Annotated in this window: 18 protein-coding genes, 1 tRNA gene and 3 pseudogenes; 11 read left to right on the top strand and 11 right to left on the bottom strand. The window is 68.5% G+C overall.

Annotated features, from left to right (window positions below; genetic code table 11):
- Positions 1–700 precede the first annotated feature (700 nt).
- Positions 701–748: pseudogene (locus tag ACZ54P_RS38440) on the top strand (hypothetical protein); the annotation flags it as partial.
- 417 nt (positions 749–1,165) lie between these two features.
- On the opposite strand, the gene ACZ54P_RS38435 reads toward ACZ54P_RS38440, so the two are convergent.
- Positions 1,166–1,588, bottom strand: a complete 423-nt coding sequence (locus tag ACZ54P_RS38435) for a nuclear transport factor 2 family protein (protein WP_465466538.1) — start codon at positions 1,586–1,588, stop codon at positions 1,166–1,168.
- A gap of 537 nt (positions 1,589–2,125) precedes the next feature.
- On the opposite strand from ACZ54P_RS38435, the gene ACZ54P_RS38430 reads away from it, so the two are divergent.
- Positions 2,126–2,365 carry a tyrosine-type recombinase/integrase gene (locus ACZ54P_RS38430; protein WP_465466537.1) on the top strand — a complete coding sequence of 80 codons (240 nt, stop codon included), beginning with the start codon at positions 2,126–2,128 and terminating at the stop codon, positions 2,363–2,365.
- A gap of 53 nt (positions 2,366–2,418) precedes the next feature.
- Here the strand turns inward: ACZ54P_RS38430 and ACZ54P_RS38425 are convergent.
- The 3 genes from ACZ54P_RS38425 to ACZ54P_RS38415 form a co-directional block, all read right to left on the bottom strand.
- A tRNA-Val gene (locus ACZ54P_RS38425) sits at positions 2,419–2,493 on the bottom strand.
- A 36-nt stretch (positions 2,494–2,529) separates the two neighbouring features.
- The gene (locus tag ACZ54P_RS38420) at positions 2,530–2,991 is read right to left on the bottom strand and encodes a peroxiredoxin (protein WP_465466536.1); all 462 of its coding nucleotides are present in this window, start codon (positions 2,989–2,991) and stop codon (positions 2,530–2,532) included.
- 76 nt (positions 2,992–3,067) lie between these two features.
- On the bottom strand, positions 3,068–3,499 hold the full coding sequence (locus tag ACZ54P_RS38415; protein ID WP_061984298.1) for a DUF3052 domain-containing protein: 432 nt from the start codon (positions 3,497–3,499) through the stop codon (positions 3,068–3,070).
- 402 nt (positions 3,500–3,901) lie between these two features.
- On the opposite strand from ACZ54P_RS38415, the gene aceE reads away from it, so the two are divergent.
- Both aceE and ACZ54P_RS38405 read left to right on the top strand, forming a co-directional pair.
- Complete coding sequence (gene aceE, locus ACZ54P_RS38410) at positions 3,902–6,697, top strand: pyruvate dehydrogenase (acetyl-transferring), homodimeric type (RefSeq protein ID WP_465466535.1); 2,796 nt, start codon at positions 3,902–3,904, stop codon at positions 6,695–6,697.
- Positions 6,698–6,824: 127 nt separating this feature from the next.
- Positions 6,825–8,036 carry an alpha-hydroxy acid oxidase gene (locus ACZ54P_RS38405; protein ID WP_465466534.1) on the top strand — a complete coding sequence of 404 codons (1,212 nt, stop codon included), beginning with the start codon at positions 6,825–6,827 and terminating at the stop codon, positions 8,034–8,036.
- Positions 8,037–8,048: 12 nt separating this feature from the next.
- On the opposite strand, the gene ACZ54P_RS38400 is transcribed toward ACZ54P_RS38405, so the two are convergent.
- Complete coding sequence (locus tag ACZ54P_RS38400) at positions 8,049–8,690, bottom strand: nicotinamide mononucleotide transporter family protein (protein WP_465466533.1); 642 nt, start codon at positions 8,688–8,690, stop codon at positions 8,049–8,051.
- A gap of 226 nt (positions 8,691–8,916) precedes the next feature.
- A pseudogene (locus ACZ54P_RS38395) lies at positions 8,917–9,530 on the bottom strand (mechanosensitive ion channel family protein).
- Positions 9,531–9,859: 329 nt separating this feature from the next.
- Between ACZ54P_RS38395 and ACZ54P_RS38390 the strand changes: the two are divergent.
- From ACZ54P_RS38390 to ACZ54P_RS38370, 5 genes are all read left to right on the top strand, one after another.
- Positions 9,860–11,074: a PucR family transcriptional regulator gene (locus ACZ54P_RS38390; protein ID WP_465466532.1), complete on the top strand. Its 1,215-nt coding sequence runs from the start codon at positions 9,860–9,862 to the stop codon at positions 11,072–11,074.
- Positions 11,075–11,506: 432 nt separating this feature from the next.
- Positions 11,507–12,433, top strand: a complete 927-nt coding sequence (locus ACZ54P_RS38385; protein WP_465466531.1) for an ACP S-malonyltransferase — start codon at positions 11,507–11,509, stop codon at positions 12,431–12,433.
- Complete coding sequence (locus ACZ54P_RS38380; RefSeq protein WP_465466530.1) at positions 12,430–13,413, top strand: beta-ketoacyl-ACP synthase III; 984 nt, start codon at positions 12,430–12,432, stop codon at positions 13,411–13,413. The genes ACZ54P_RS38385 and ACZ54P_RS38380 overlap by 4 nt, the downstream gene beginning before the upstream one ends.
- Before the next feature lie 68 nt (positions 13,414–13,481).
- Positions 13,482–13,727 (top strand): acyl carrier protein, encoded by a 246-nt coding sequence (locus tag ACZ54P_RS38375; protein ID WP_004559006.1) that lies wholly within the window; start codon positions 13,482–13,484, stop codon positions 13,725–13,727.
- Between the two features lie 40 nt (positions 13,728–13,767).
- Positions 13,768–15,018, top strand: coding sequence for a beta-ketoacyl-[acyl-carrier-protein] synthase family protein (locus tag ACZ54P_RS38370; protein ID WP_465466529.1), 1,251 nt, complete (start codon positions 13,768–13,770; stop codon positions 15,016–15,018).
- Positions 15,019–15,095: 77 nt separating this feature from the next.
- Here the strand turns inward: ACZ54P_RS38370 and ACZ54P_RS38365 are convergent, their stop codons facing one another.
- The 4 genes and pseudogenes from ACZ54P_RS38365 to ACZ54P_RS38350 form a co-directional block, all read right to left on the bottom strand.
- Positions 15,096–17,456, bottom strand: coding sequence for a cation-translocating P-type ATPase (locus ACZ54P_RS38365; protein WP_465466528.1), 2,361 nt, complete (start codon positions 17,454–17,456; stop codon positions 15,096–15,098).
- 66 nt (positions 17,457–17,522) lie between these two features.
- Positions 17,523–18,116: a hypothetical protein gene (locus tag ACZ54P_RS38360; protein WP_465466527.1), complete on the bottom strand. Its 594-nt coding sequence runs from the start codon at positions 18,114–18,116 to the stop codon at positions 17,523–17,525.
- 41 nt (positions 18,117–18,157) lie between these two features.
- On the bottom strand, positions 18,158–18,661 hold the full coding sequence (locus ACZ54P_RS38355; protein WP_465466526.1) for a DUF3145 domain-containing protein: 504 nt from the start codon (positions 18,659–18,661) through the stop codon (positions 18,158–18,160).
- 168 nt (positions 18,662–18,829) lie between these two features.
- A pseudogene (locus ACZ54P_RS38350) lies at positions 18,830–20,286 on the bottom strand (S8 family serine peptidase); the annotation flags it as partial.
- A 191-nt stretch (positions 20,287–20,477) separates the two neighbouring features.
- Here ACZ54P_RS38350 and ACZ54P_RS38345 point away from each other — a divergent pair.
- Positions 20,478–21,920, top strand: coding sequence for a hypothetical protein (locus ACZ54P_RS38345; RefSeq protein ID WP_465466525.1), 1,443 nt, complete (start codon positions 20,478–20,480; stop codon positions 21,918–21,920).
- A 3-nt stretch (positions 21,921–21,923) separates the two neighbouring features.
- Here ACZ54P_RS38345 and ACZ54P_RS38340 read toward each other — a convergent pair whose 3' ends face one another.
- A complete protein-coding gene (locus tag ACZ54P_RS38340) occupies positions 21,924–23,297 on the bottom strand; it encodes a dihydrolipoyl dehydrogenase family protein (protein WP_465466524.1) in 1,374 nt (457 codons plus the stop codon).
- 157 nt (positions 23,298–23,454) lie between these two features.
- Between ACZ54P_RS38340 and ACZ54P_RS38335 the strand changes: the two genes are divergently transcribed.
- Entirely contained in the window at positions 23,455–24,174 is a 720-nt protein-coding gene (locus ACZ54P_RS38335; protein ID WP_465466523.1) for an Lsr2 dimerization domain-containing protein, read from the top strand.
- The last annotated feature ends 30 nt before the right edge of the window (positions 24,175–24,204 follow it).

The following is a 24,204-nucleotide window of genomic DNA, read 5'->3' as shown; positions in this document are numbered from 1 at the left end:
TTCGGTGGGCGCAGCAGGAATCGAACTTACGACCACTCGGGTGTGAATTAGGTGCTTCCTTGCCGCGACCTGGTGTCAGCCACCCAGGATCAGCCTGAGACAGCTCTCTTCGACCACAGTCGTTCACGGCAGTTCGGAGAAAGATCTGTCACTCCCGGCGTCACGTCCCGGCCCCCTACGCACCACTCCGATGCGGCCGTAACGCGGAGCGCTACAGATGCGTCGTCCCGATGGCAAATCACACCATCGGGACGACCAACAGCTACTTGCGCTTCTTACCGGCGTCGCTGCGCTTTTCGCGCCAGCTGCCGTCCTTGGTGCGGTCACGCTCTTGCTCGCCGCCGCCCTTGCGCGGCACTTTTGGCACTGGCATCGCCGCAGCCGAAGGCAGCTGCTCAGCTAAAGGCGGATCCCTTCGGCTGGTCCCATTCCAGGCGAACACCTGAAATATCAACGTTCTTCAGCGACCGACTCGATAAACGTGCGCCGAATGGTGCCAGCTTAGACAGGTCAGTCATGTCACTCTCCTATGCGGGCCGCTGAATTTCCCCGAGCTGTTCGACGTAGCTGACCATTTCGGGTTCCTCCGGATAGCGGTTTTTCAGCACGCTGACCAGGTCGCGCGACACCATCGCGAGGGACGGTAGTGACCGCCACCCGTTAGAGATGGGCCGCGCCGGGCTGGCTGGCTCGGGCAGGAGTGGAGCTGTTCGTTTCGGACACCCGGCTCCGGGTCTACAAGACACTGCCGAAGGCAATCGCGCCGTGGGCGGAGGACTCGGGGACCCATCAACGACTGTCGCTGCTCAACGTCGCGCATCTGCGCCAGCTGGCCCCAGATCTGTGGGTCATTCCCGTGGCCCCGGGCCAGCACCCCGAGGACTACCTGTACTGCAAAGAGCTGTACTGGGAACTCGCGGGAATCGACCCGACCACCGAACCCCTGGTCGGCGTCGGCGGCGGGGCACCACTGAGGCCGGAAAGATCCTGCAGGCACTGCACGACGCCGAAGTGGCCCTGCCGCCTGGGTTTGGGTTCAAGCTGCTCGGACTCCGCGAGTTCTGGTACCTGCGCACCTCCGCCGACTCGATGTGTCTCCACCCAATCGGCAGTTGTCGGTGGATGTCGATCATGGACAGTCGGCGCGTTCGGACATGATGCAGGTCTAGGACCTCTCGTCGAACACCATGCGGTGTCCGCGTGCGGTGTCCATGTACTCGCGGACCTGGTGAATCAGTCCACCCCGCAATTCGAAGACGAAGCAGTAGTCGTTGACGTAAGCGTTCCCGTTCGCCAGGGTCGCGCTCATTGTTGTCTCCACGATCACACGCTCGCTCGCCGCGTAGAAGCCATGAAACGTGAAGCTGACGTCCCGCGCGAAAAGCCGGGAGAAGTCTTCGGTGATGAACTGAACGATCGCCTTCCTGCCGATCATATGGCTGGAAATTCCCAGCGCGACAACGGTGGCGTTGCCCTCGGGGCCCAGCCACTCGGCATCGTCGGTAAAGAAAGCCGATATCTGGTCGGCGTCGCGCTTGGAGAAAGCCTGCCACGCATCTTGGACGATATCGCGGTTCGCTTGTGCCATACCGAAACCTTAGAAGGGTGCCGGTAAACAAGGCTGGCTGGAATCCGACCTGATCCTCGGCAACTGGGCACGTCACGGTCGTCGGCTTGCAGCCTATGGCGGCCTCCAGCCTGGAGAGCGCGCCGGGCAGCGCTCCAGATGGTCTCCGGCTGCCGCACACAAGAGTTCTCGACCCGGCAGAGAACCATGGCCTGGCCGTTTGGTGCCCGACGGCTCAAGCGTCCCGCTCTGTCGGAGTGCATAGGCGGCCCGCTCAAGAACTGCGCGTCCTGCTTCACCCGGGCGATGCACTGGCGCCGGTTCGCTCTCACGGCAGCCGTCCCGCAGCTGCGCGACGCGCTCCTCGCTCAGTCCCCGCCGCAGCCGGACCCCCGCCACCTTCCGGATGTACTACGTCCTGACCACGACCCGGCCGGTGGCCGCGCCGCTGCTCACCCTGGAAACCTCGTGCCCGAGGATGACCGCGGAACCTGGCAGAGGGCCAGCCGGATGACCTGATCTTCGTCACAAGTTCCGGGTGAGTAGCCGGGCCAAGGAATGTCACCACGATGCGCGACCGCATTTTCGAAGAACGCGGAGATCGAAGGGAAGCGGGTACATGACCTGCGTCACAGCGTCGCGACGTCGCTCTTGATGAACGGAGCCCCGATCCGGGAGGTGAGGGAGCAGCTCGAGCACGTGTCGATATCGACTACCGCGAACATCCACGGGCACGTCTTGGACTCGGCCAAGCAGGAGATGGCGAAGCGCATGGACCGGCGCGCGACCGGGAGCTGATGTCAACTCATGATGCCAACGGGGCCCAGTGATTTTCGGGGCCCCTTTTCGCCTGGTGGGCGCAGTAGGGATCGAACCTACGACCGCTCGGGTGTAAACCGAGTGCTCTCCCGCTGAGCTATGCGCCCGGGAGGTGGCACCGCGAGGGTGCCACCGGTGAAGACTCAGGCCAGGGAGGCCACGGCCTTCTTCCACGCCTGCTGGTCGCGCGCCTCGCCGGGCTGGTTGACCTCGGCGAACCGCACGACGCCGTTCTTGTCGATCAGGAAGGTGCCACGGGTGGCCAGGCCCGCCGCCTCGTTGAAGACGCCGTAGGCCTTCGCGACCTCGCCGTGCGGCCAGAAGTCCGAAAGCAGGGGGAACTGGTAGCCCTCCTGCTCGGCCCACGCCTTGAGCGAGAACGGCGTGTCCACGGACACACCGATCACCTGGACGCCCTGACCGTCGTAGTCCGCGAACTCGTCGCGGAGCTGGCACAGCTCGCCGGTGCAGATACCGCTGAACGCGAACGGGTAGAACACGAGCAAGACCGGCTTCTCGCCCTGGAAGGACGACAACGTCACGGCCTGCTTGTTGTAGTCGTTGAGCGTGAAGTCCGGGGCTTGCGATCCGACCTCGACGGCCATACCGGCGGTTTCCTCTCAAGAGCGAACAGGGGCCTGCGTCGACAACCCTATCGTGTCGATCGCACGGCCTTCGAGGTCACCGCTTGGTCTTGGACGACTTCGGCGACACCAGCCGGGTACCCGCCCACTTCGGGCCGGCGCTGATGTTGGCCGTCTGCGCCAGTCCGACCTGCGGCACCGCTTCGGCGATCTCGCTCGGCTCGACATGTCCAGGCTGTCCCGTCTTGGGGGTCAGCACCCAGATCACGCCGTTCTCGTTCAAGGGGGTCCGGACCTCGATCAGCGTGTCTCCGAGATCACCGTCGTCTTCGCGCCACCACAGCAGCACCACGTCGATGACCTCGTCGGCGTCCTCGTCGAGGATGTCGCCGCCGATCTGCTCCTCGATCGCCGCACGAAGATCGTCATCGACGTCCTCGTCCCAGCCGATCTCCTGGACCACCATGTCCGGCTTGATCCCAAGCCTTTCGGCGACGCTGTTCTGATCAGCGTCTCCCGCGGCGACCACTGCTGTCACTCCTCCAACTACGACGGAGCGTGGCGTCGCCTCGGCCGGATCGACCGGGCGGGCACCACACTCGGGTACACGATGCCCGTTAGCGAACACTGGTAAGGCGCTGCGCGCAACCGTCCACACCGGATCTTGAACAACTCGTGTCGCAGCGTACGGACATTCGGCCTACTCGCGCGAGGCCAATTCAGGCGCACTTGGGCACCCCGGAGAGCCCTGCTTTAGGGTGGGGGAGAAAACGCGCGCGCGAATACAGGCGCGCGCGAGGCGTGTCGCAATCGGGTCCGCCAACGTTACCGATCAGTAGCGGTGCCGTGAACGGAATCCGAGTACGACGATGGAAGGCGAACACGCCCGCGTACGAGCACAACCAGCTACCACCTTTCGCAAGGAGACCCCTTGGCCCCGCAGAACGACGGCGCCTCCGGCAAGGAGACCCCGGCACGCGTCCGCGTCATCCGTGACGGATTGGCGGCGCACCTGCCCGACATCGACCCGGAGGAGACTGCCGAATGGCTGGACTCCTTCGACGAGGCGCTGGCCAGGGGTGGTCAGCAGCGCGCCAGGTACCTCATGCTGCGCATCCTCGAGCGGGCCAGGGAACGCCACGTCGGCGTTCCGGCGCTGACGTCGACCGACTACGTCAACACCATCCCCACCGAGAACGAACCCTGGTTCCCCGGTGACGAGGAGATCGAGCGCCGCTACCGCGCCTACATCCGGTGGAACGCCGCGATCATGGTCCACCGCGCGCAGCGTCCCGGCGTGGGCGTCGGCGGGCACATCTCGACCTACGGCTCGTCCGCGGCGCTGTACGAAGTCGGCTTCAACCACTTCTTCCGTGGCAAGGACCACTCCGGCGGCGGCGACCAGATCTTCATCCAGGGGCACGCCTCCCCCGGCATCTACGCCCGCGCGTTCCTCGAGGGCAGGCTGACCGAAAACCAGCTGGACGGGTTCCGTCAGGAGTACTCGCACGCCGGTGAGGGCGGCGGCCTGCCGTCGTACCCGCACCCGCGGCTGATGCCCGAGTTCTGGGAAAACCCCACAGTGTCCATGGGGCTCGGCCCGATGAACGCGATCTACCAGGCACGGTTCAACCGCTACCTGCGCGATCGCGGCATCAAGGACACCAGCGATCAGCACGTCTGGGCGTTCCTCGGCGACGGCGAGATGGACGAGCCAGAATCGCGCGGCCTCATCCACGTGGCCGCCGGCGAGGGCCTCGACAACCTGACCTTCGTGATCAACTGCAACCTGCAGCGGCTCGACGGTCCGGTGCGCGGCAACGGCAAGATCATCCAGGAGCTGGAGTCGTACTTCCGCGGCGCCGGCTGGAACGTCATCAAGGTCATCTGGGGCCGCGAGTGGGACTCGCTGCTGCACGCCGACCGCGACGGCGCGCTGGTCAACCTGATGAACACCACGCCGGACGGCGACTTCCAGACCTACAAGGCCAACGACGGCGCCTTCGTCCGCGAGCACTTCTTCGGCCGCGACCCGCGGACGAAGGAGCTGGTCAAGGACCTCTCCGACGCCGACGTCTGGAACCTCAAGCGCGGCGGGCACGACTACCGCAAGGTCTACGCGGCCTACAAGTCGGCGCTGGAGCACCACGGCCAGCCGACGGTGATCCTGGCCCACACCATCAAGGGCTACGGCCTCGGCCCGTCCTTCGAGGGCCGCAACGCCACGCACCAGATGAAGAAGCTCACCCTCGACGACCTCAAGCTGTTCCGGGACGCCCAGCGCATCCCGATCAGCGACGAGGAACTCGAGCGCGACCCGAAGCTGCCGCCGTACTACCACCCCGGCAAGGACTCGGCGGAGATCGAGTACATGATCGGCCGCCGCAAGGCGCTCGGCGGATTCCTGCCGGAGCGCCGTCCGAAGGCCTCGAAGGCGCTCGTGCTGCCGGGCGACAAGGTCTACGAAGGCATCCGCAAGGGCTCGGGCAAGCAGGAGGTCGCCACCACGATGGCGTTCGTCCGGCTCGTCCGTGAGCTGGCGAAGGACTCCGAGATCGGCAAGCGGATCGTCCCGATCATCCCGGACGAGGCGCGCACCTTCGGCCTCGACTCGATGTTCCCGACGGCCAAGATCTACAACCCGCACGGCCAGACGTACACGTCGGTCGACGCGAGCCTGATGCTGGCCTACAAGGAGTCCGAAAAGGGCGTCATCCTGCACGAGGGCATCAACGAGGCGGGTTCGACCGCGTCATTCACCGCCGTCGGCACCTCGTACGCCACGCACGGCGAGCCGATGATCCCGATCTACATCTTCTACTCGATGTTCGGGTTCCAGCGGACCGGTGACGGCCTCTACGCGGCGGCGGACCAGATGGCCCGCGGGTTCGTGCTCGGCGCCACCGCCGGCCGCACCACGCTGACCGGTGAGGGCCTGCAGCACGCCGACGGCCACTCGCTGCTGCTGGCGGCGACCAACCCGGCCGTCGTGGCCTACGACGCGGCGTGGTCGTTCGAGATCGCTCACATCGTGCGCGACGGTCTCCGCCGGATGTACGGCGAGACCGGGCCGGACGGCAACGGCGAGAACGTCTTTTACTACATGACGATCTACAACGAGCCGTACCAGCAGCCCGCCGAGCCGGAGAACCTCGACGTCGACGGCCTGCTCAAGGGCCTGTACCGCTACGCCGACGCCCCGTCCGGCGACGGTCCGGAGGCGCAGATCCTGGTGTCCGGCGTCACCATGCCAGACGCGCTCCGCGCCCAGCGGATGCTGGCCGAGGAGTGGGGCGTCCGCGCGGCCGTGTGGTCGGCCACGTCGTGGACCGAGCTGCGGCGTGAGGCCGTCGAGATCGACCACGACAACCTGCTCCACCCCGGCGACTCCCCGCGTGTGCCGTATGTCACGCAGAAGCTGTCCGGCGTGAACGGGCCCGTCGTCGCCGTGTCGGACTGGATGCGCGCGGTACCGGATCTGATCCGCCCGTGGGTGCCGACCGACATGCTGACACTGGGCACCGACGGGTTCGGGTTCTCCGACACCCGGCCGGCCGCCCGGCGGAAGTTCCTGGTCGACGCGCAGTCGATCGTGGTCGGCACGCTGAGCGCGCTCGCCAAGCGCGGCGAGTTCGACCAGGCGAAGGTGGCGGAGGCGGCGCGGAAGTACCGCCTCGACGACGTCGCCGCCGCGGGTCCGCAGTTGTCGGATTCCGGCAGCGCCTAGCCGTGAGATGAACGGGACTTTTCATTGCAGATTTTGCAATGAAAAGTCCCGTTCATTGCGTTCGGGACCGGACGAGCTAGGGTTAGACATCGGATGTTTCTGGGGTGTGTGGAGAAGGTGAGCGAGTGTGACGAAACGTCGACTGCCGAAGCCGAGTGAGCTGAAGCAGATCCTGCGGCCGAAGCCGATCGTGCTCAACCCGACGGAGCGGCGGCTGGCGAGCGCACACACCATCGCCGACCTGCGGATGATCGCCCGCAAGCGGACCCCCAGGGCGGCGTTCGACTACACCGACGGCGCCGCGGAGCTGGAAGACAGCCTCCGCCGCGCCCGGCAGGCCTTCCGCAGTGTGGAATTCCACCCGAACGTCCTGCGCGGCGTGTCCGATGTGGACACGAGCAGGGAGATTCTCGGCAAGCGTTCGGCGCTGCCGTTCGCGTTCGCGCCGACCGGGTTCACGCGGATGATGAATCATGAGGGCGAGTCCGCGGTGGCCCGCGTGGCGCAGCGCAACGACATCCCGATGGGGTTGTCGACCATGGCGACGACGTCCATCGAAGATCTCGCGGCGGCCGCGCCCGAGGCCCGCAAGTGGTTCCAGCTCTACGTCTGGCGCGACCACAAGGCGGGCGAAGATCTGATGAATCGCGCCTGGGCGGCCGGGTTCGACACGCTCATGCTGACGGTGGACACCCCGGTCGCGGGTGCGCGGCTGCGCGACGTGCGCAACGGGCTGACCATCCCGCCCGCGCTCACCCTCAAGACGTTCGCCGACGGCGCGATGCATCCAGCGTGGTGGTTCAACCTGCTGACCACCGAGCCGCTGACCTTCGCGTCGTTGAGCAACTTCGACGGCACGGTCGCCGAGCTGCTCAACAAGCTGTTCGACCCCACCCTGAACTTCGACGACCTCGACTGGGTCCGCCAGACCTGGCCGGGCAAACTCGTGGTCAAGGGCATCCAGAACGTCGACGACGCGCGCGACGTGGTCAAGCACGGCGCCGACGCGGTCCTGCTGTCCAATCACGGCGGACGTCAGCTCGACCGCGCGCCGACCCCGATCGAGCTGCTCCCGGCGGTACTGGACGAGATCCAGGGCACCGCCGAGGTGTGGGTCGACACCGGCATCCTCTCCGGCGGCGACATCGTGGCCGCGATCGCGCGCGGCGCCGACGCGGTGCTCATCGGGCGCGCGTTCCTGTACGGCCTGATGGCCGGCGGTGAACGCGGCGTTCAGCGGTGCGTGGACATCCTGCGCGCCGAGATCGTCCGGACCATGCAGCTGCTGGGCGTCCGTACCCTCGCCGACCTCAAGCCCTCGCACGCCACCATGCGCTGACCCCCACGCGGGTCAGGCGGAGGCCGAAGTGACCCCGGCGGGCGCGGTGCGGACCTGCTTCGCCGTGCGGTTCCAGCTCCACCAACCGTGGACGACCAGCCCGGCGAACACGATGTAGACCGCCGCCGAGAAGTACAGGCCCGAGGAGAGCTGCAGCGGCACGCCGATCGCGTCGACGACCAGCCACACCAGCCAGAACTCGACGAGACCCGCGCCCTGCGCGGCGAAGGCGACCAGCGTGCCGACGAAGATCGCGGCGTCCGGCCATGGCGCCCACGAGGCGTCCAGCGCGTCGAGGACCAGCGCCATCGCGGTGGTGCCGAGCACGAACGCGCCGAGCATCACCAGCCGCTCGGAGAGGCGGCCCTTGCGGACGACGACGCCGTAGATCGGATCGCTGCGGCGAGACCAGGCCCACCAGCCGTAGATCGAGATGGCGAGGATCGCGACCTGCCTGGTGGCGAGCCCGCCGAGATGCGCCGAGAGGTAGACCGAGAACAGCAGCACCGTGGCGCCGACCTGGACCGGCCAGGTCCACAGCGTGCGGCGTTGTGCCAGGAAGACCACGGCCAGCGCGAAGATCTGTCCCGCCAGCTCGGCGAAGGAAATCCACTGTCCGAGTACCGTGACACCGTTGTGCAGCAGGAAGTCCACGTCCGCGCCCCTCTCCGTCTACCGCTCCAACATGCTCCGCCGCACCGCCATTCCCTAGGGAGTGTGAGGTGCGGAACAGGGAACCGGCTGGAGAGCCGCTGAAGTGGCGTAGTGAGCCTGCCGTCCAGACGACGAAGGGGCCCCTCACCGCGCGTTGAGCGGTCATGAGCCCCTTCAGCTCCACACGGGCCCGGTGCCTTCCTCGATCACCGGGCCCGCGGGATGCTCAGGAATCTACGCGACCGATCCCCGCGGGCGAAGTCGGCGGCTCCGAACGGACCTCTCGCTTGCCGGAGGCCTGTCCTTGAGGGGCGGAGTCCAATTGGCCCTGCAGGTTGGCCAGCCAGCCCTGCCAGCGCTCCTGCGGTGGCTTGATCAAGCCGCCGCCGATGGTGGCGAGCAGCCGTCCGGCCGGGCGGGCCGACAGCGCGCCGGTCACCAGATCGCGGACGACCTTCGCGACGGCGGCCGCGACGATCACCAGAAGCAGTGCCACCAGGATCCGCGGCAGGAACGCGATGATGTCGTCGAGCAGCGCGCTGACCGGATTGCTCTCACCGAATACGCCGAACGCGAGTTGCAAGGCGATCAGGAGAATGAAGTAGTAAACGAGTTTGACGAGGATCCCACCGGTGTCGACATTCGCTTGTTTCAGCGTTCCGGCGAGTCCGGTCTTCTCGATGAGCTTGCCGAACCCGATCTTCGGCAGAACCAGTCCCCATGCCTTTGACACGGCCTTCGCGATCAACCAGCCGATGAGCAGGATGATCAGTTTGGGCCGCGAGGTGTGGCGACAAGGTTCCATGCTTGCCCCAGACCGTCTTTCAGCTGCTCGCCCACGGTGAACTCCCTCCTCTGCGATCCGCGCCGCACCTGGCGCGGCTTGCGAGGGATCGTTGATCACAGATACCTCACCGGCACCTCGGCACCCCACGATCGAGTGAGTGAACTAGCGGGAAAAGATCCACAAGTCGCATACTTGTTCTACCGGTGGGGACCGGGGAGACGAGGCCGTCCGGCGCAGCGAAAAACGCTAGCGCCGGGCGGCCTCGAGTTTTAGGCGAACACCTTTCACAATTCGTTCACCGCGACCGTCCACTTCGGACAAGCAGGCGGAAAGGCCGCAGGACGACGGCCATCGGGACGGGTCGGACTAGGATCGGCTGATCATGGCTGATGCGACTTCCGGACGGCGTGTGCCCAAGCACCACGGGCTGTCCGCCAAGACCCTCCGGCGGCTCGATCACGCCTCCGGCCGGCTCGCGAGCGCGAGCGTGGCGGTGATGGAGGAGCGGCTGAGCTGGTTCGCCCGCCTCCCCGCCGACCAGCGCGCGAGCGTCCTGCTGATCACTCAAGCGGGTGCCGCCGGATTCGTCGACTGGCTCCGCGACTCGAAGGAGGCCCTCTCCCTCACGACCGAGGCCTTCCGCGAAGCGCCCGCCGAGCTGTCCCGCTGGGTGAGCCTGCGGCAGGCGGTCGGCATGGTGCGGCTCGCGATCGAGGTGTTCGAGGAGCAGCTGCCGGAATTCGCCGCGAGCGAAGCGGAGCGCGCCGCGCTGATCGAGGGGATTCTGCGTTACGGCAGGGAGATCGCGTTCGCCGCCGCAAACTCCTACGCGGCCGCCGCCGAGGCGCGCGGCGCCTGGGACGCGCGGCTGGAGGCGCTGGTCGTCGACGGCATCGTCCGCGGTGACGCCGAGGAGGCGGTGCTCTCCCGTGCCGCCGCGCTCGGCTGGGATCCGGCCGCGCCCGCCACCGCACTGGTCGGCACGCCGACCTCGGACGACCCGCCCGCCGTCGTGTTCGAGGTCCGCAGCCGCGCCGCCAGGGTCGGCCGTCCCGTCCTCCTTTCGGTGCAGGGGTCCCGGCTAGTCGTGGTCGTCGCCGGACCCACCGACGGCAGCGTCAAGGACCGCGAAATCCTCACCAAGCTGTCCGTCGCGTTCGCAGAAGGCCCGGTCGTCGCCGGTCCGACGGTGCCCACCCTCGCCGAGGCGCACCACAGCGCCACCGAAGCGCTCTCCGGCCTGCGCGCCGTCGTCGGCTGGCCCGGTGCGCCGCGGCCGGCGAGATCGATCGACCTGCTGCCGGAACGCGCGTTGTCCGGCGATCCCGAGGCGGAACGCCTGCTCGTCGAGCAGATCGCCCGGCCATTGGAGGAGGCTGGCCCGGCACTGCTGCGGACCGTGGAGACCTACCTCGACAGCGGCGGCGTGCTGGAAACCTGCGCGCGGACGTTGTTCGTGCATCCGAACACCGTTCGGTACCGGCTGCGCAAGGCGGCCGAACTCACCGGCCGCCACGCCGCCGAATCACGCGACGCCTGGGTGCTGAAGGTGGCCCTGACCGTCGGACGCCTGGCCCGCTCCCGCGGTCTCTGGTAAACCGGGCCGCGGCGGTCGTGAGTGGCGATGAGGGTTAGAACCGTCAATACCACTCACGACCCACGCGACCCACGCCAAGGCGATCCAAGCCAAGGCGCCCCAGACTGAGGCGACCAAGGCTGAGGCGACCAAGGTCTTTTGATCCCTTGGAGTGCCGCGTTTTGCCCGCAGGGCTCGCGAACGGGGCGGCGGGCCGCCCCGGCACCCGCTCCAGCCGGTTCCGAAAAGTCACGGCCCGGCGACCCGTTCGCGACGGCGGCATGAGCAATCCAGTGACAGACTTCATAGCGAAAGCTGATTGAACCCGACAAGGCTTTTGGGTTAAGAGCGGAGATCAGGAAGACCCTTTTGGAGGGTTCCTACAATTACGTCGGCCGGACTTGGTGAACGTCGGCATCACGACCATGGTGGCCGAGAGTGTTCTCTTGAGAGGTGACAGCAGCAGTCCTCGCCCCCGGTCAGGGTTCCCAAGCCCCAGGCATGCTCTCCCCTTGGCTCGAGCTCGACGGTGCCCGCGCGCGCGTCGAAGCCTGGTCCGAGCGCGCCGGTCTCGATCTCGTCCACCTCGGCACCGAAGCGGACGCCGAAGAGATCCAGGACACCGCGATCACGCAGCCGCTGATCGTGGCGCTGTCCCTGCTGGCGTTCGAGCACCTGCAGCGCGAGGCCCCGGTCGCCGCGGACGCGCCGGTCGCCGGTCACTCCGTCGGTGAGCTGGCCGCCGCCGCCATCGCCGGGGTGCTGAGCCCCGAGGACGCGGTCGCGCTGGCCGCCGTCCGCGGTGCGGAGATGGCGAAGGCGTGCGCGCTGGAGCCCACGAGCATGGCCGCGGTCATGCTCGGCGACCCGGAGCAGGTCGTCGCCTGGCTCGAAGGTCACGGTCTCGCCGCGGCGAACCGCAACGGTGCCGGGCAGATCGTCGCCTCCGGCTCCGCCGACGCGATCGAGAAGATCGTGGCCGAGCCGCTCGAAGGCACGAAGGTCCGCGCGCTCAAGGTCGCGGGCGCGTTCCACACGTCGTACATGGCACCCGCGCGTGCGGCGCTGGCCGACCACGCTGCGAAGATCACTCCGGCGGACCCCACGCGTCCGCTGCTGTCGAACGCCGACGGCCAGGTCGTCGCGAGCGGGGCCGAATACCTCGACCGGCTGGTCAAGCAGGTCACCAGCCCGGTGCGCTGGGACCTCACCATGGACGGGCTGGTTTCCTTGGGTGTCACTTCGACGCTCGAACTTCCGCCGGCGGGGACGCTGACGGGACTGGTCAAGCGACAGCTCAAGGGAACCGTGACCACCACCATCGCACTGAAGACGCCCGCCGAGCTGGCGAAGCTTCAGGGTCAGGAGGACGCTTCGTGACCGACCGATCCACCTTGCGGCAGGCGCCGGGCGCCGCCGGGACCCGCATCCTCGGGGTCGGGAGCTTCCAACCCGAGAAGATCGTGACCAACGACGATCTCTCGAAGATCATGGACACCAACGACCAGTGGATCCGCGACCGCGTCGGCATCGTCGAGCGCCGGTTCGCCGAAAAGGACGAGTCGCTGGTCGACATGGCGGTCAAGGCGGGCACGGCCGCGCTGGCCGACGCCGGCGTGGATCCGTCCGAAGTGGACACGGTAATCCTGCCCAACTGCACGATGCCCACCCAGATTCCGAACGCCGCCGCCCAGGTGGCCGACCGGATCGGGATCACGCATCCGGCCGCGTTCGACCTCAACGCCGCCTGCGCCGGATTCTGCTACGGCATCGGCGTCGCCTCGGATCTGATCAGGGCGGGCAGCGCGAAGAAGGCGCTCGTCATCGGCGCCGAGAAGCTCACCGACCACGTCGACCCGGTCGACCGCGCGAACGCGATCATCTTCGCCGACGGCGCCGGTGCCGCGGTGGTCGGCGCGGCCGACACCCCGCAGATCGGCCCGGTCGCCTGGGGCAGCGCCGGCGAGCACGTCGACCTCATCTACATGCGCGACGACAAGTGGATCTACCAGGAGGGCCAGTCCGTCTTCCGGTGGGCGACCACCCAGATCGCGCCGATCGCGCTGCGGGCACTGGAGCTGGCCGGGCTCGAACCGTCCGATGTGGACGTGCTGATCCCGCACCAGGCCAACCTGCGCATCGTCGAAGCCATCGCCAAGAAGTTGCGCGCCAAGGGCGGCCGCGAGGACATGATCGTGGCCGACGACATCAAGTACTCGGGCAACACCTCGTCCGCGTCCATCCCCCTCGCGCTGGACCACATGCGCAAGGCGGGCACCGTGAAGTCCGGCGACGTCGTACTCGCCGTCGGCTTCGGGGCCGGACTCTCCTACGCGGGCCAGGCCTTCATCTGCCCGTGATGAATACTTCCCCTGCGGACGCCGTGTCCGCGGGGCAGCCGAAAGCATCACCGAGAAGGGAACAACCAGTGGCAGACAACGCAGAGATCCTCGCCGGCCTCGCCGAGATCGTCGAAGAGGTCGCCGGTGTGGCGCAGGACGACGTGACCGCCGAGAAGTCCTTCGTGGACGACCTCGACATCGACTCGCTGTCCATGGTGGAGATCGCTGTCCAGGCCGAGGACAAGTTCGGCGTCAAGATCCCGGACGACGAGCTGGCGAACCTGAAGACCGTTGGCGACGCGGTGAACTACGTGTCGGCCAACTCCAAGTAATTCCGAGTTCTTGATTGGCGCCGACCTTGGGGAGACACCAATGAGCAACATCGACGTCGTGATCACCGGGATGGGCGCCACCACGCCGCTCGGCGGAGACGTCGCGTCCACGTGGGACGGTCTGCTCGCCGGGGCGAGCGGGATCCGCCGCATCAAAGCCGACTGGGTCGACGAACTCGACCTGCCGGTGAAGATCGGCGCCATGCTCGCCGTGGACCCGTCCGAAGTCCTGCCCCGGGTCCAGGCTCGCCGTCTGGACCGCTGCGAGCAGGTGGCCCTCATCGCCGCACGTCAGGCTTGGGCGGACGCGGGGTTCACGCAGCCGACCGATGAGCATCAGGACGTGGTCCCCGAGCGCCTGGGGGTGACCATCGGCACCGGTGTCGGCGGTCCGGTCACCCTGATCTCCCAGAACGACCTTCTGCACAAGCAGGGACTCCGCAAGGTTTCCCCGCTGACCGTGCCCATGCTGATGCCGAACGGTCCCGCCGCACACGTCGGGATCGACCTGAAGGCCCGCGCCGGTGTGCACTCGCCCGCGTCGGCCTGTGCCTCAGGCGCGGAAGGCATCGCCGCCGGCTACGAGATGATCCGCTCGGGCCGCGCCGACGTCGTGGTCGCCGGTGGAGCCGAATCGTGCATCCACCCGATCACCCTCGCCGGTTTCGCGCAGGCACGGACGGTGTCGACCCGCAACGACGATCCCGCGAAGGCGTCCCGGCCGTTCGACGTGAACCGTGACGGTTTCGTCCTCGGCGAGGGTTCCGGTGTCGTGATCCTGGAGCGGGCGGACCGGGCCAAGGCCCGTAACGCGCGGATCTACGCGCAGCTGAGCGGCTACGGGATCACCTCGGACGCCTACCACATCACGGGCAACCACCCGGAGGGCGTCGGCCAGATCGCCGCCATGCGGCAGGCGATGACGATGGCCGGGGTCTCCCCGGGCGACGTCGGCCACGTCAACGCGCACGCGACCTCCACGGTCGTCGGCGACGTCGGCGAGGCCGCGGCGATCCGCAACGCCATCGGCGACCACACCGTGGTGACCGCGCCCAAGGGCGCGCTCGGCCACCTGGTCGGCGGGGCGGGGGCGGTCGAGGGCATCGCCACCATCCTGGCGATCTACCACGGCCTGATCCCGGCGACGCTGAACCTCGAAGACCTGGACCCGAAGGTGCAGCTCGACGTCGTCTCCGGTGAGGCCCGCAAGGTCGAGCTGGGCGCGGCGATCAGCAACTCGTTCGGCTTCGGCGGCCACAACACGGCGCTGCTGTTCACCCCGGCGGCCTGAGGCCGGCTGTAAGTACGTGAAGGCCCCCTTCACTGCGTCTAGCGCAGTGAAGGGGGCCTTCACGTACTTCTGGGCGGTCAGGCTTCCGAGCGTTTCACCAGATGCCGCCCGATCCACCAGGCCGCTTCCACCAACACGATCCCCACTCCGGCACAGGCGAACGCCGAGAGCGTGTACGCGCTCACGCTCGGGTCCAGCGCGAAGAACTTCTGGGTGAACGGGATCAGGAACAGCGCGAGGGTCAGACCGACCATCCCGCCGATCAGGCCGATCTTCCACCACCGGTACGGTCGCGCGACGATCCCGAGCACCCATAGCGCGATCGTGATGAGCGTGATCAGCGCCGTCGTCCCCGCCTGGATCTTGTCCACTTCGGACTGTCCGGATCCCTTGTAGACCAGCAGGTAGCTGACGAACGTCGCCGTGGCGATGACCAGCCCGGCCGGTACGGCCATCCGCATCACCCGGCCGACGAACCCGCTGCGGGCGCGTTCGTTGTTCGGCGCCAGCGAAAGCACGAAGGCGGGCAGGCCGATCGTGAACCACGCCGTGATCGTGATGTGCCGCGGCAGGAACGGGAACGGCACCTGCGCGATGCCGACCATCAGCGCCAGCAGCACCGAGTAGACCGTCTTGGTGAGGAAAAGGTTCGAGACGCGCTCGATGTTTCCGATCACGCGGCGCCCCTCGGCGACGACGTGCGGCAGGGTGGCGAACTTGTCGTCCAGCAGCACGATCTGCGCGACCGCGCGGGTGGCCGGGCTACCGGCACCCATGGCGACGCCGATGTCCGCGTCCTTCAGCGCGAGGACGTCGTTGACGCCGTCGCCGGTCATCGCGACGGTGTGCCCCTTGGACTGCAGCGCACCGACCATCGCGCGTTTCTGCAGCGGGGTGACGCGGCCGAAGACGGCGCGTTCCTCCAGGGTGTCGGCCAGCTTTTCGGCGTCGTCCGGGAGCTTTCGCGCGTCGACGGGCTTGTCGGCGCCCGGCAGGTCGAGGGTGCCCGCGACCGCGCCCACCGAGATGGCGTTGTCGCCGGAGATGACCTTGACCGCGACATCCTGATGCGCGAAGAAGTCCAGAGTGTCCTTCGCGTCGGGGCGTACCTTCTGCTCCAGCACCACGAGCGCCACCGGTTCGATGTCGCCGGGGCCCTCGGCCGCGTCGACGGCGCGCGCGGCGCGGCCCAGCAGCAGGACGCGTAGTCCACGCGAGCCGATCTTCTCGGCCTCCGCCCGGTGCTCCCCTTCGGGCAGCAGGACGTCGGCCGCGCCGAGCACCCAGTCGCCATCGCCGCCGAACGACGCGCCACTCCACTTGCGCGCCGAAGAGAACGGCATCGTCGTGGAGACCCGCCAGCCCGGATCGGCCGGATACGCCTCCGCGATCGCCCGCAGGCTCGCGTTCGGCCGGGGATCGGCGGCGGCGAGCGCGGCCAGCACGGTGTCCACCGGATGTCCCGAAATGATTTCCCGGACCTCGGAAAGCCGCATGGCGTTCTCGGTGAGCGTGCCGGTCTTGTCCGCGCACACCACGTCGACCCGGGCGAGCCCTTCGATCGCGGGCAGTTCCTGCACCAGGCACTGGCGCTTGCCCAGCCGGATGACGCCGACCGCCAGCGCGACACTGGTCATCAGCACCAGGCCTTCGGGCACCATCGGCACGAGCGCCGCGACCATGCCGCGCAACGCGTCCGGCCACGCCTGGTCGCCCGCGAGCTGGTTGTAGATGGTCAGCGCGCCCGCCGGGACGAGCAGGTAGGTGATGAACTTGAGGATCTTGTCGATGCCCTGCCGCAGTTCCGACTTCACGAGGGTGAACTTGCTGGCCTCCGCGGCCAGTTTCGCGGCGTACGATTCGTCGCCGATGATGTCCGCGCGGTAGGTGCCGCTGCCCGCGACGACGAAGCTGCCGGAGAGCACCTTGTCGCCGGGCTGCTTGACCACGGGATCGGATTCGCCGGTGAGCAGCGACTCGTCGACCTCCAGCGCCTCGGCCGTCAGCGTGGGGCCGTCGACGACGATCTTGTCGCCGGGCCCCAGTTCGACGAGGTCGCCGAGAACGACGTCTTCCGGGGCGATCTCGGCGCTCTGCCCGTCACGGCGGACGGTCGGTTTCGCCTGCCCCACGATGGCGAGCCGCTCCAGCGTCCGTTTCGCGCGGAGTTCCTGGATGATGCCGACCGCGCTGTTCACGATGATCAGTCCGCCGAACAGTCCGTCGATGAAATACCCCGTCGAGAGGATGAGGACGAACAGCACGCCGTAGATCGCGTTGATCCGGGTGAAGACGTTCGCGCGGACGATCTCGCCGGTGGTCCGGCTGGTCTTCGTCGAGACCGAGTTCGTCTGGCCCGCGGCGACCCGCTGGGCGACCTCTTCGCTGGTGAGCCCCCTCGAGGCGTCGGTCAGCAGGGCCGGCTGATCAATTGCCATGCCCGCGACTCTATTCCGCCCCCGTCCGCGCACGCGTCAGCCTGAGGGACCATGTCGGCCCTTACTTCAGCATCTTTCGTGCTCGGGATTGGTGCCGCCGTCGGTGGTGTCCACGCGCCAGGTCCCGCTCTCCAGCCGCAGCGGCAGCACCAGCCGCCAGCGGATACAGCCCTCCGGCAGGTACACCGGCGCGTCGTCGACGTCCTGCGTGCTGGTGAAGGCGACGAGCACGCGGAGCGAGCCCGGCGCGCCCGGCTCGATGCGGTAGACGAGGATGCTGCCGTCCCGAGTGGACTGATAGTCGTTCTTCCACTCCGAGGCGGTCTTGGTCTTGGCCCGGTCCCGGCTGACCACCGAAGTCCACTTCGAATAGTCACGATTGTTGATGGAGTCGAAATACCCCTGCAGCACCTGGCGGACGCTCTGGTACTGCGGATGCGCGAAGACGTCGGGCGTGACTTCGACGGTGGGCGAACCCGGCTGCGCCTCCGGGGCGACCGACGACGGCGAATCGCTGACGACCGGATCGGTGGGCTCGGCCTCGGGACGGCGATAGAGCTCGCGCGCCAGTAACCCGATGCCGACGGTCAGCGAGATCACCACCACGAGGACGGGGATCAGCCACCGCTGGCGAGAGGCGGGGCGAGGCTGGGCGGTCACCCCGAAAGGTTAGCCGCCCGCCTCCTCCGTCTTCACGCCCTCTACCCGACCTGATGCAGCCAGGTGACCGGAGCACCGTCGCCGGCGTGCCGGTACGGTTCGAGCGCTTCGTCCCAACTGGCGGCGAGGAGCTCATCGAGCTTGTGCGCCAGGGATTCGCCGGCGCGGACCTTGCTCACGAGAGCGCGCAACTGGTCCTCACCCACGACGATGTCGCCGTTGGCACTGGTCCTGCCGTGCCACAGGCCGAGGCCGGGGGCGAAACAGAACCTTTCACCATCGACCCCCGCACTGGGCTCTTCGGTGACTTCGAACCGGATCATCGGCCACGCCTTGAGCGCGGACGCCAGCTTCGCGCCGGTGCCCGCAGGCGCGCGCCAACCACATTCGGCGCGGAGCTGTCCTGGACTGGCGGGCTGCGCCGTCCACTTCAACTCGACTCGGGCACCCAGGGTGCCCGAAATGGCCCACTCGACGTGCGGACAGACCGCAGACGGCGACGAGTGGACGTACACCACGCCACGGGTGTTGCCACGGGTGCTCACTGCTGACCTCCGCTACTCGACGAGGGGCGTCTTCCCCTACGACCTCGCGAGCTGCGCTGGTCAGGTGGCTCGTGCCGCCGCCCGATACGCGTGAGCACATTGTGCACCCCAACTGTGCTGTTTGGCCACATGAACACCATAAGTCGCACCTGATTGGGACGCGGGTCGACCCTGGGCGCCGAGGGACTGCGCGGCGGCGAAGGTGTCGACCAGACCGGTGCCCTTGTCGAAGCTGGACGTGTACGGCCCGGCCGCCACGTACGGCGAGCCGTTCGCGAACTCGTACGCCGTGGCCTTGATCGCGGTCTCGATGTCACCCGGGCTCGCGTTCGGCGCGACCTGGAACAGCTGCGCGACGATGCCGGTGATCTGCGGCGCCGCCATCGAAGTCCCGCTGATCACGTTGTAGGTGGCGAGGTCCAGCAACCCCGGTCCGCTCTTGGGCTGCCCGCCCTGCGTGCAGATCGGCTGCGTCGGACGACAGGACGACAGGACGTTCTCACCGGGCGCGGAAACGTCGGGCCAGCTCGGCTGGGCGGTCTTGAGGCCGCGCGAGGAGAAATCGGACACGGTGCCGTCGCGGGTGCCGGTCCCCTGGTCGTTGAACGACGCCACCGAGAGCACGCCCGGCGTCTGGTCCTGTCCCGGCGGGTTGGAGAGGTTCGCCGAACCGTCGCCGCCGTCGTTCCCGTTCGCCCACACCGTGACGACGCCTTCCGCGGCGAGCGCGCGCTGCAGCTTCACCGTCGCCGAGTTCGGGTCGAAGGTGCCGCCACCGCTGGGGCCGTAGGAGTTGTTGGTCACTTTGATCGGCGGGCACACCGACGCCGGGACGCCCGCGCCGCACGGCGCCTTGTGGTTCTCCAGCACCCAGTTCAGCGCCGCGTCCGTGCCGAGCACGAGCAACGCGGCCCCGGTCGAGACCGAGACGATCTTCGAACCCGGCGCCGAGCCGCCGACTCTGGTGCCGTCGGTCAGCGTCAGCTGGTTGCCGGCGGCGATACCGGTGACGTGCGTGCCGTGGCCGCCGAGGGAAAGGGTGTCGGTGTCGACCGACGTCGGGACGTCGACGATGCAGCCGGTCGCGGTTCCGTCGAGACAGAGGCTCTTCAGGTTGCGCACCACCCGTGTCTTGCCGTCGGCGCCCTTGAACGCGGGATGCGCCGGGTCGACGCCGGTGTCGATGATCGCGACCGAAACGCCCCTGCCGTCCACCGGAGCGCCACCGGCGTCCTTGAGCCGCGTCTGCGTCTGGAGGCTCCGCGTCGCCGTGGTGCCGGTGCTGCCGTGTGCCTTGAGCTTCTCGTTGCCTTCGACGTAGGTGACCCCCGCCGTCTCGCGGACCGCGCGCACCTGGTCGGCGGTGCCCCGGACGGCGACGACGCCGATCTTCCCGAACGAGGTGATCTTCGTGAGCCCGGCTTCGCGGGCGGCGCGCTCGGCGGTGGCGACGTCGACGGCGTGCACGAGCGCGGTCACCCCCGTGGCGCCGGAGACGGCCGCCAGCAGCCGGGACAGTCCGGGAGCGCGGGTGCCGCCTGCGCGGGGACCATGCCCGCGGCAGGGACGGCCAGCAGGGCGACGACGAGCGCTGCACGTCGACGCCAGTGGCGAAATGCGGCCACGTGTTTCTCCTGGTGACAGAGGGCAGGGAACTGTCACTTACCAATGAGTACTACCCGGATGGGTGACGGCGCTCACGCGCATTACGACTTTTCGGCGCAACCCACCGCTCCTACCTGGGACGTGTCTCCCCATTAGTCCGGATGGAGGCGCTAGTTTGTGCACCGAGACCGACGAGATGGGGAGGGGTTCGATGCGACTCGTTCGCCTCGCTCAGCAACCGTCCCGGGTGGCCGAGGACGTCCGTGCCGCGCTGGCCTCGCTCGGCCGCGGCAGCACCGTCGTCGGCGGGATCGCGCTGGTCGGCGCCCGGCCGGCCGACGAACGGGCCGTCGAGGCGGTCATCGTCATGCCCAAGGGCGTCATCATCGTCATCGGTGTCGACCTGCCGGACCCGGCACTGAAACTCGAAGCCCCGCTCGGTGGGCCGTGGAAGGCCGACGGCTGGCCGCTGGTCCACGGCGATACGTCGATCAACCCGGCCACCGACGCGCTGTCGCTGTCCGCCGCGTGCACGCACAAGATCGCCGACGTCGCCCCCGGTGCGGGGCCGATCGGCACGATCATCGCCGTCGGCCCGTACGTGGAGACGGTCGATCAGCCGCCGGCGGACCTCGCCGGTTCGGTCCGTGTCCTGTATCCGACGGCGACGACGATGCTCGCCGCGACGGTCTCGCTGGCCACCGCGGACCGGCCCCGGTCGGTCCAGCAGGCGCGGGACCTGATCGCCGCGCTCGCCCCGGACGCGCCGCCGATGCCCGAAGAGATGTTGCTGGGCGAGGGATTCAGCGCCTACTCCGACGACGAGCCGACCGTGATCCGTGAGAACCCGCTCGTCGCGATCGCGCCGACGGTTCCCGTGCAGCACCCGGGAACGACGAAGAGACCGGCGAAACCGGCCGCACCGCCCGTCAAGCCCGCGCCGCCTGTTCAGTCCGTCCCTCCGCGGGCCGCCGCGAAACCGGTTCCCCCGGTCCGGCAGACCCCGCCCCCGGCGGCCGCCCCCGCCGAGTCCGCACCGAAGACGTCTCACCAGTCCAAGACGGTGAAGTGGCTCCCTGTCGCCGCGATCGGTCTGCTCATCGTGCTGCTGATCGCGGCCATCACCGTCGCTTCCGGCGGGGACGACACCGCCTCCACGCCGACTCCACCGGCACCGACCCCGGCGACCAGTTCCGCCCCGCCGAGCAGCAGCGCCGTGGAGAACATCCAGTTCACCTCGCGGGCGTCGGCCGCGGACCAGAAATGCGCGTCGCACGCGTACGGCGACGTCCAGGCGAGCCTTCAGCAGACGAGTTGCGCGGGCGTGAAACGGGCCAGCTTCGCCAGTTCCATCGACGGCCGGGCCGCCGCGGTGACGATCGCCGTCGTGGAGTTCCCGGACGCGGCGCAGGCGACCGCGTTCAAGGCGGCCGCCGACACCCCCGGCGGTGGCGGCATCCTCGATCTCGCCACCGAAACCAACCAGTGGCAGGGCGAAGTCCCGGTGTTCGAGGGCGCGGCCTACCAGAGCAGCCAGGACGGGAAGGCGGTCCGGCTGATCCAGGTGGTGTGGGTGCCGGGACCGTCCACTCCGGACGATCCCGGCCTGGTCCGTGGCGCGAAGGCCGCGCTCGAACTCCCGGTCAGTGGCTGAGACTCAAAGCCCGTATGCCTCCAGCAGGCGCAGCCACACCTCGCTGATCGTGGGGAACGACGGGACCGCGTGCCACAGTCGCGACAGCGGGACCTCCCCCACGATCGCGATCGTCGCCGAATGCAGTAGTTCGGCCACGTCCTGCCCGACGAAGGTCGCACCGAGGAGGACACCGCGTTCGGTGTCGACGACGATCCGCGCCTTGCCCGTGTAGCCGTCCGCGTGCAGTGACGAACCGGCGACCGCGATGTCGATGTCGACGACGCGGTGCGGTTTGCCCTCTTCCGGCCCGGCGAGCCCGACCGAAGCGACCTCCGGGTCGGTGAAGACGACCTGCGGGATGGCGGTGTGGTCTGCCGTGGCGCTGTGCGCGCTCCACGGAGCGGAGTCGACCGGCTTGCCCGCCGCCTGCGCGGCCACCGCGTCGCCGGTGGCCCGGGCCGCGTACTTGCCCTGATGGGTCAGCGGAGCCCGCCCGGTGACGTCCCCGACGGCGAACAGCCAGTCACCGTCCACAGCGGACACACGACCGTTGTCGTCGGTGGTGAGCGCCGCACCGGCTTCGAGACCCAGCACCTCCACGCCGAGTCCGTCGGTCGCCGGGCGGCGGCCGGTGGCGACGAGCAGTTCGTCGACGACCAACCGATCGCCACCCTTCAGTGCCAGTTCCTTACCACCGTCCAAAGCGGACACGGAGTCGACACCGGAACCGGTGTGCACGGTGACCCCGGCTTCGCGCAGTCCCGCGATGACCGCGTCGCCGGCGAACTCCGGCAGCCGCGGCAAGGGACGCTCCCCCGAGATGATCAAGTGGACGTTGGCGCCGAGCGTGGCATAGGCCTGCGCCATTTCGACACCGACGACACCGCCACCGAGCACGCCGAGGCGGCGCGGCACCTCTTCCGCCGACGTCGCCTCCCGCGAACCCCACGGGGAAATGGTGTCCAGCCCGGGGATCGACGGCGTCCGCGGGACGCTGCCGGTGGCGACGATCACGGCGTGCCGCGCGGTCAGCACGTCACCGCCGTCGACCGTGACCTCCCGCTCACCGGTGATCCGGCCGTGGCCGCGGAGCGGGGCGATCCCGACGCCTTCCGCCCACTTGACCTGTCCGGTGTCGTCTCCCTTGCCGGTGAACCAGTCCCGGCGCGCGAACACCTCCGCCGGGTCGACCGCGTCACCGACCGGGACACCCGGGACACGTTTGGCCGCGGCGAGCAGGTTGCCCGGGCGCAGCAGCGCCTTGCTCGGAATGCAGGCCCAGTAAGAACATTCGCCGCCGAAGCGTTCGTGTTCGACGAGGGCGACCTGGAGGCCGCCGCGGGCGGCGCGCTCGGCGGCGACCTCGCCGACCGGGCCGCCTCCGATCACGATCACGTCAAAAGTCTGTGCTGACATGCATTCAGCGCACACCACCGCGCAGCTTCGCGCAACCTGCCGCTATCCTCGTGTCGCTGCGTGAGTCATCAGCCGCGGGTTCAGGTTGCACCGTGCCGGTTACGCAGTAGAACGATCGAGCGCGGGAGGTTTTTTCATGGCCAGGAACACTGCTGTGCATTTGCTGGACGATCTGACCGGTGAAGCGGCCGAAGAAACGGTCGCCTTCGCTTTGGACGGAATCGCCTACGACATCGACCTTTCGGCCGACAACGCCACCGCGCTCCGGGGAATCCTGCGTGCCTATGTGGAAAACGGCCGTCGGATCGGTGGCCGGAAACTGCGTCCGCGGGTCGTGCAGCGACCCAAGGGCGCCCGGGTGTCGAAGTCGACCCCGAAGACCGCGGCGACCGCCGCGAAGGCCGAGGCGAAGACCGCCGCGAAGCCGGGTCGCAAGCCCGCCGCGAAGGGTGTCGCCGGCCGCAAGCCCGCCGCCGCCAAGGCCGCCCCCAAGACCGCCGCCGCGAAGGTCGCCGCCCCCGAGGCCGACAGCAAGACCACCGCCAGGAGCACGGCGAAAGCCACCGCGGCCAAGGCGAAGGCGGCCCGCGGCACGGCGGCGAAGGCCACCACGGCCAAGGCCCCGGCCGGACGCGCCAAGGCCGCCGCCGCGACCAAGGCCCCGGCGAAGACGGCGGCCGCGAAGCCCGCGGCCAAGACCGTCAAGACCACGACCACGACCACGAAGACGACGGCCGCCAAGGCCGCTCCGAAGGCCGCCGCCAAGACTCCGGTGAAGAAGGCCGCTGAGCCGAAGAAGACCACCCGGGCCGCCCGCAAGGTGCCCGCCGTCACCTTCTCGGCCAAAGAAAAGTAGTTCTCCCGAAAAGGGGCCCCATTCGCGTAA

Source organism: Amycolatopsis sp. NPDC034160, from assembly GCF_055575355.1.
The sequence above is the reverse complement of the archived record's forward strand: the minus strand, read 5'-3'. Positions and strand labels throughout refer to the sequence as shown.

Bases quoted from the DNA above. Each gene is read 5' to 3' on its own strand.
- ACZ54P_RS38435 (WP_465466538.1), bottom strand. From the start codon at position 1,588: ATGGCACAAGCGAACCGCGATATCGTCCAAGATGCGTGGCAGGCTTTC.
- ACZ54P_RS38430 (WP_465466537.1), top strand. From the start codon at position 2,126: ATGTCACCACGATGCGCGACCGCATTTTCGAAGAACGCGGAGATCGAA.
- ACZ54P_RS38420 (WP_465466536.1), bottom strand. From the start codon at position 2,991: ATGGCCGTCGAGGTCGGATCGCAAGCCCCGGACTTCACGCTCAACGAC.
- ACZ54P_RS38390 (WP_465466532.1), top strand. From the start codon at position 9,860: ATGGCTGATGCGACTTCCGGACGGCGTGTGCCCAAGCACCACGGGCTG.
- ACZ54P_RS38370 (WP_465466529.1), top strand. From the start codon at position 13,768: ATGAGCAACATCGACGTCGTGATCACCGGGATGGGCGCCACCACGCCG.
- ACZ54P_RS38365 (WP_465466528.1), bottom strand. From the start codon at position 17,456: ATGGCAATTGATCAGCCGGCCCTGCTGACCGACGCCTCGAGGGGGCTC.
- ACZ54P_RS38345 (WP_465466525.1), top strand. From the start codon at position 20,478: ATGCGACTCGTTCGCCTCGCTCAGCAACCGTCCCGGGTGGCCGAGGAC.
- ACZ54P_RS38335 (WP_465466523.1), top strand. From the start codon at position 23,455: ATGGCCAGGAACACTGCTGTGCATTTGCTGGACGATCTGACCGGTGAA.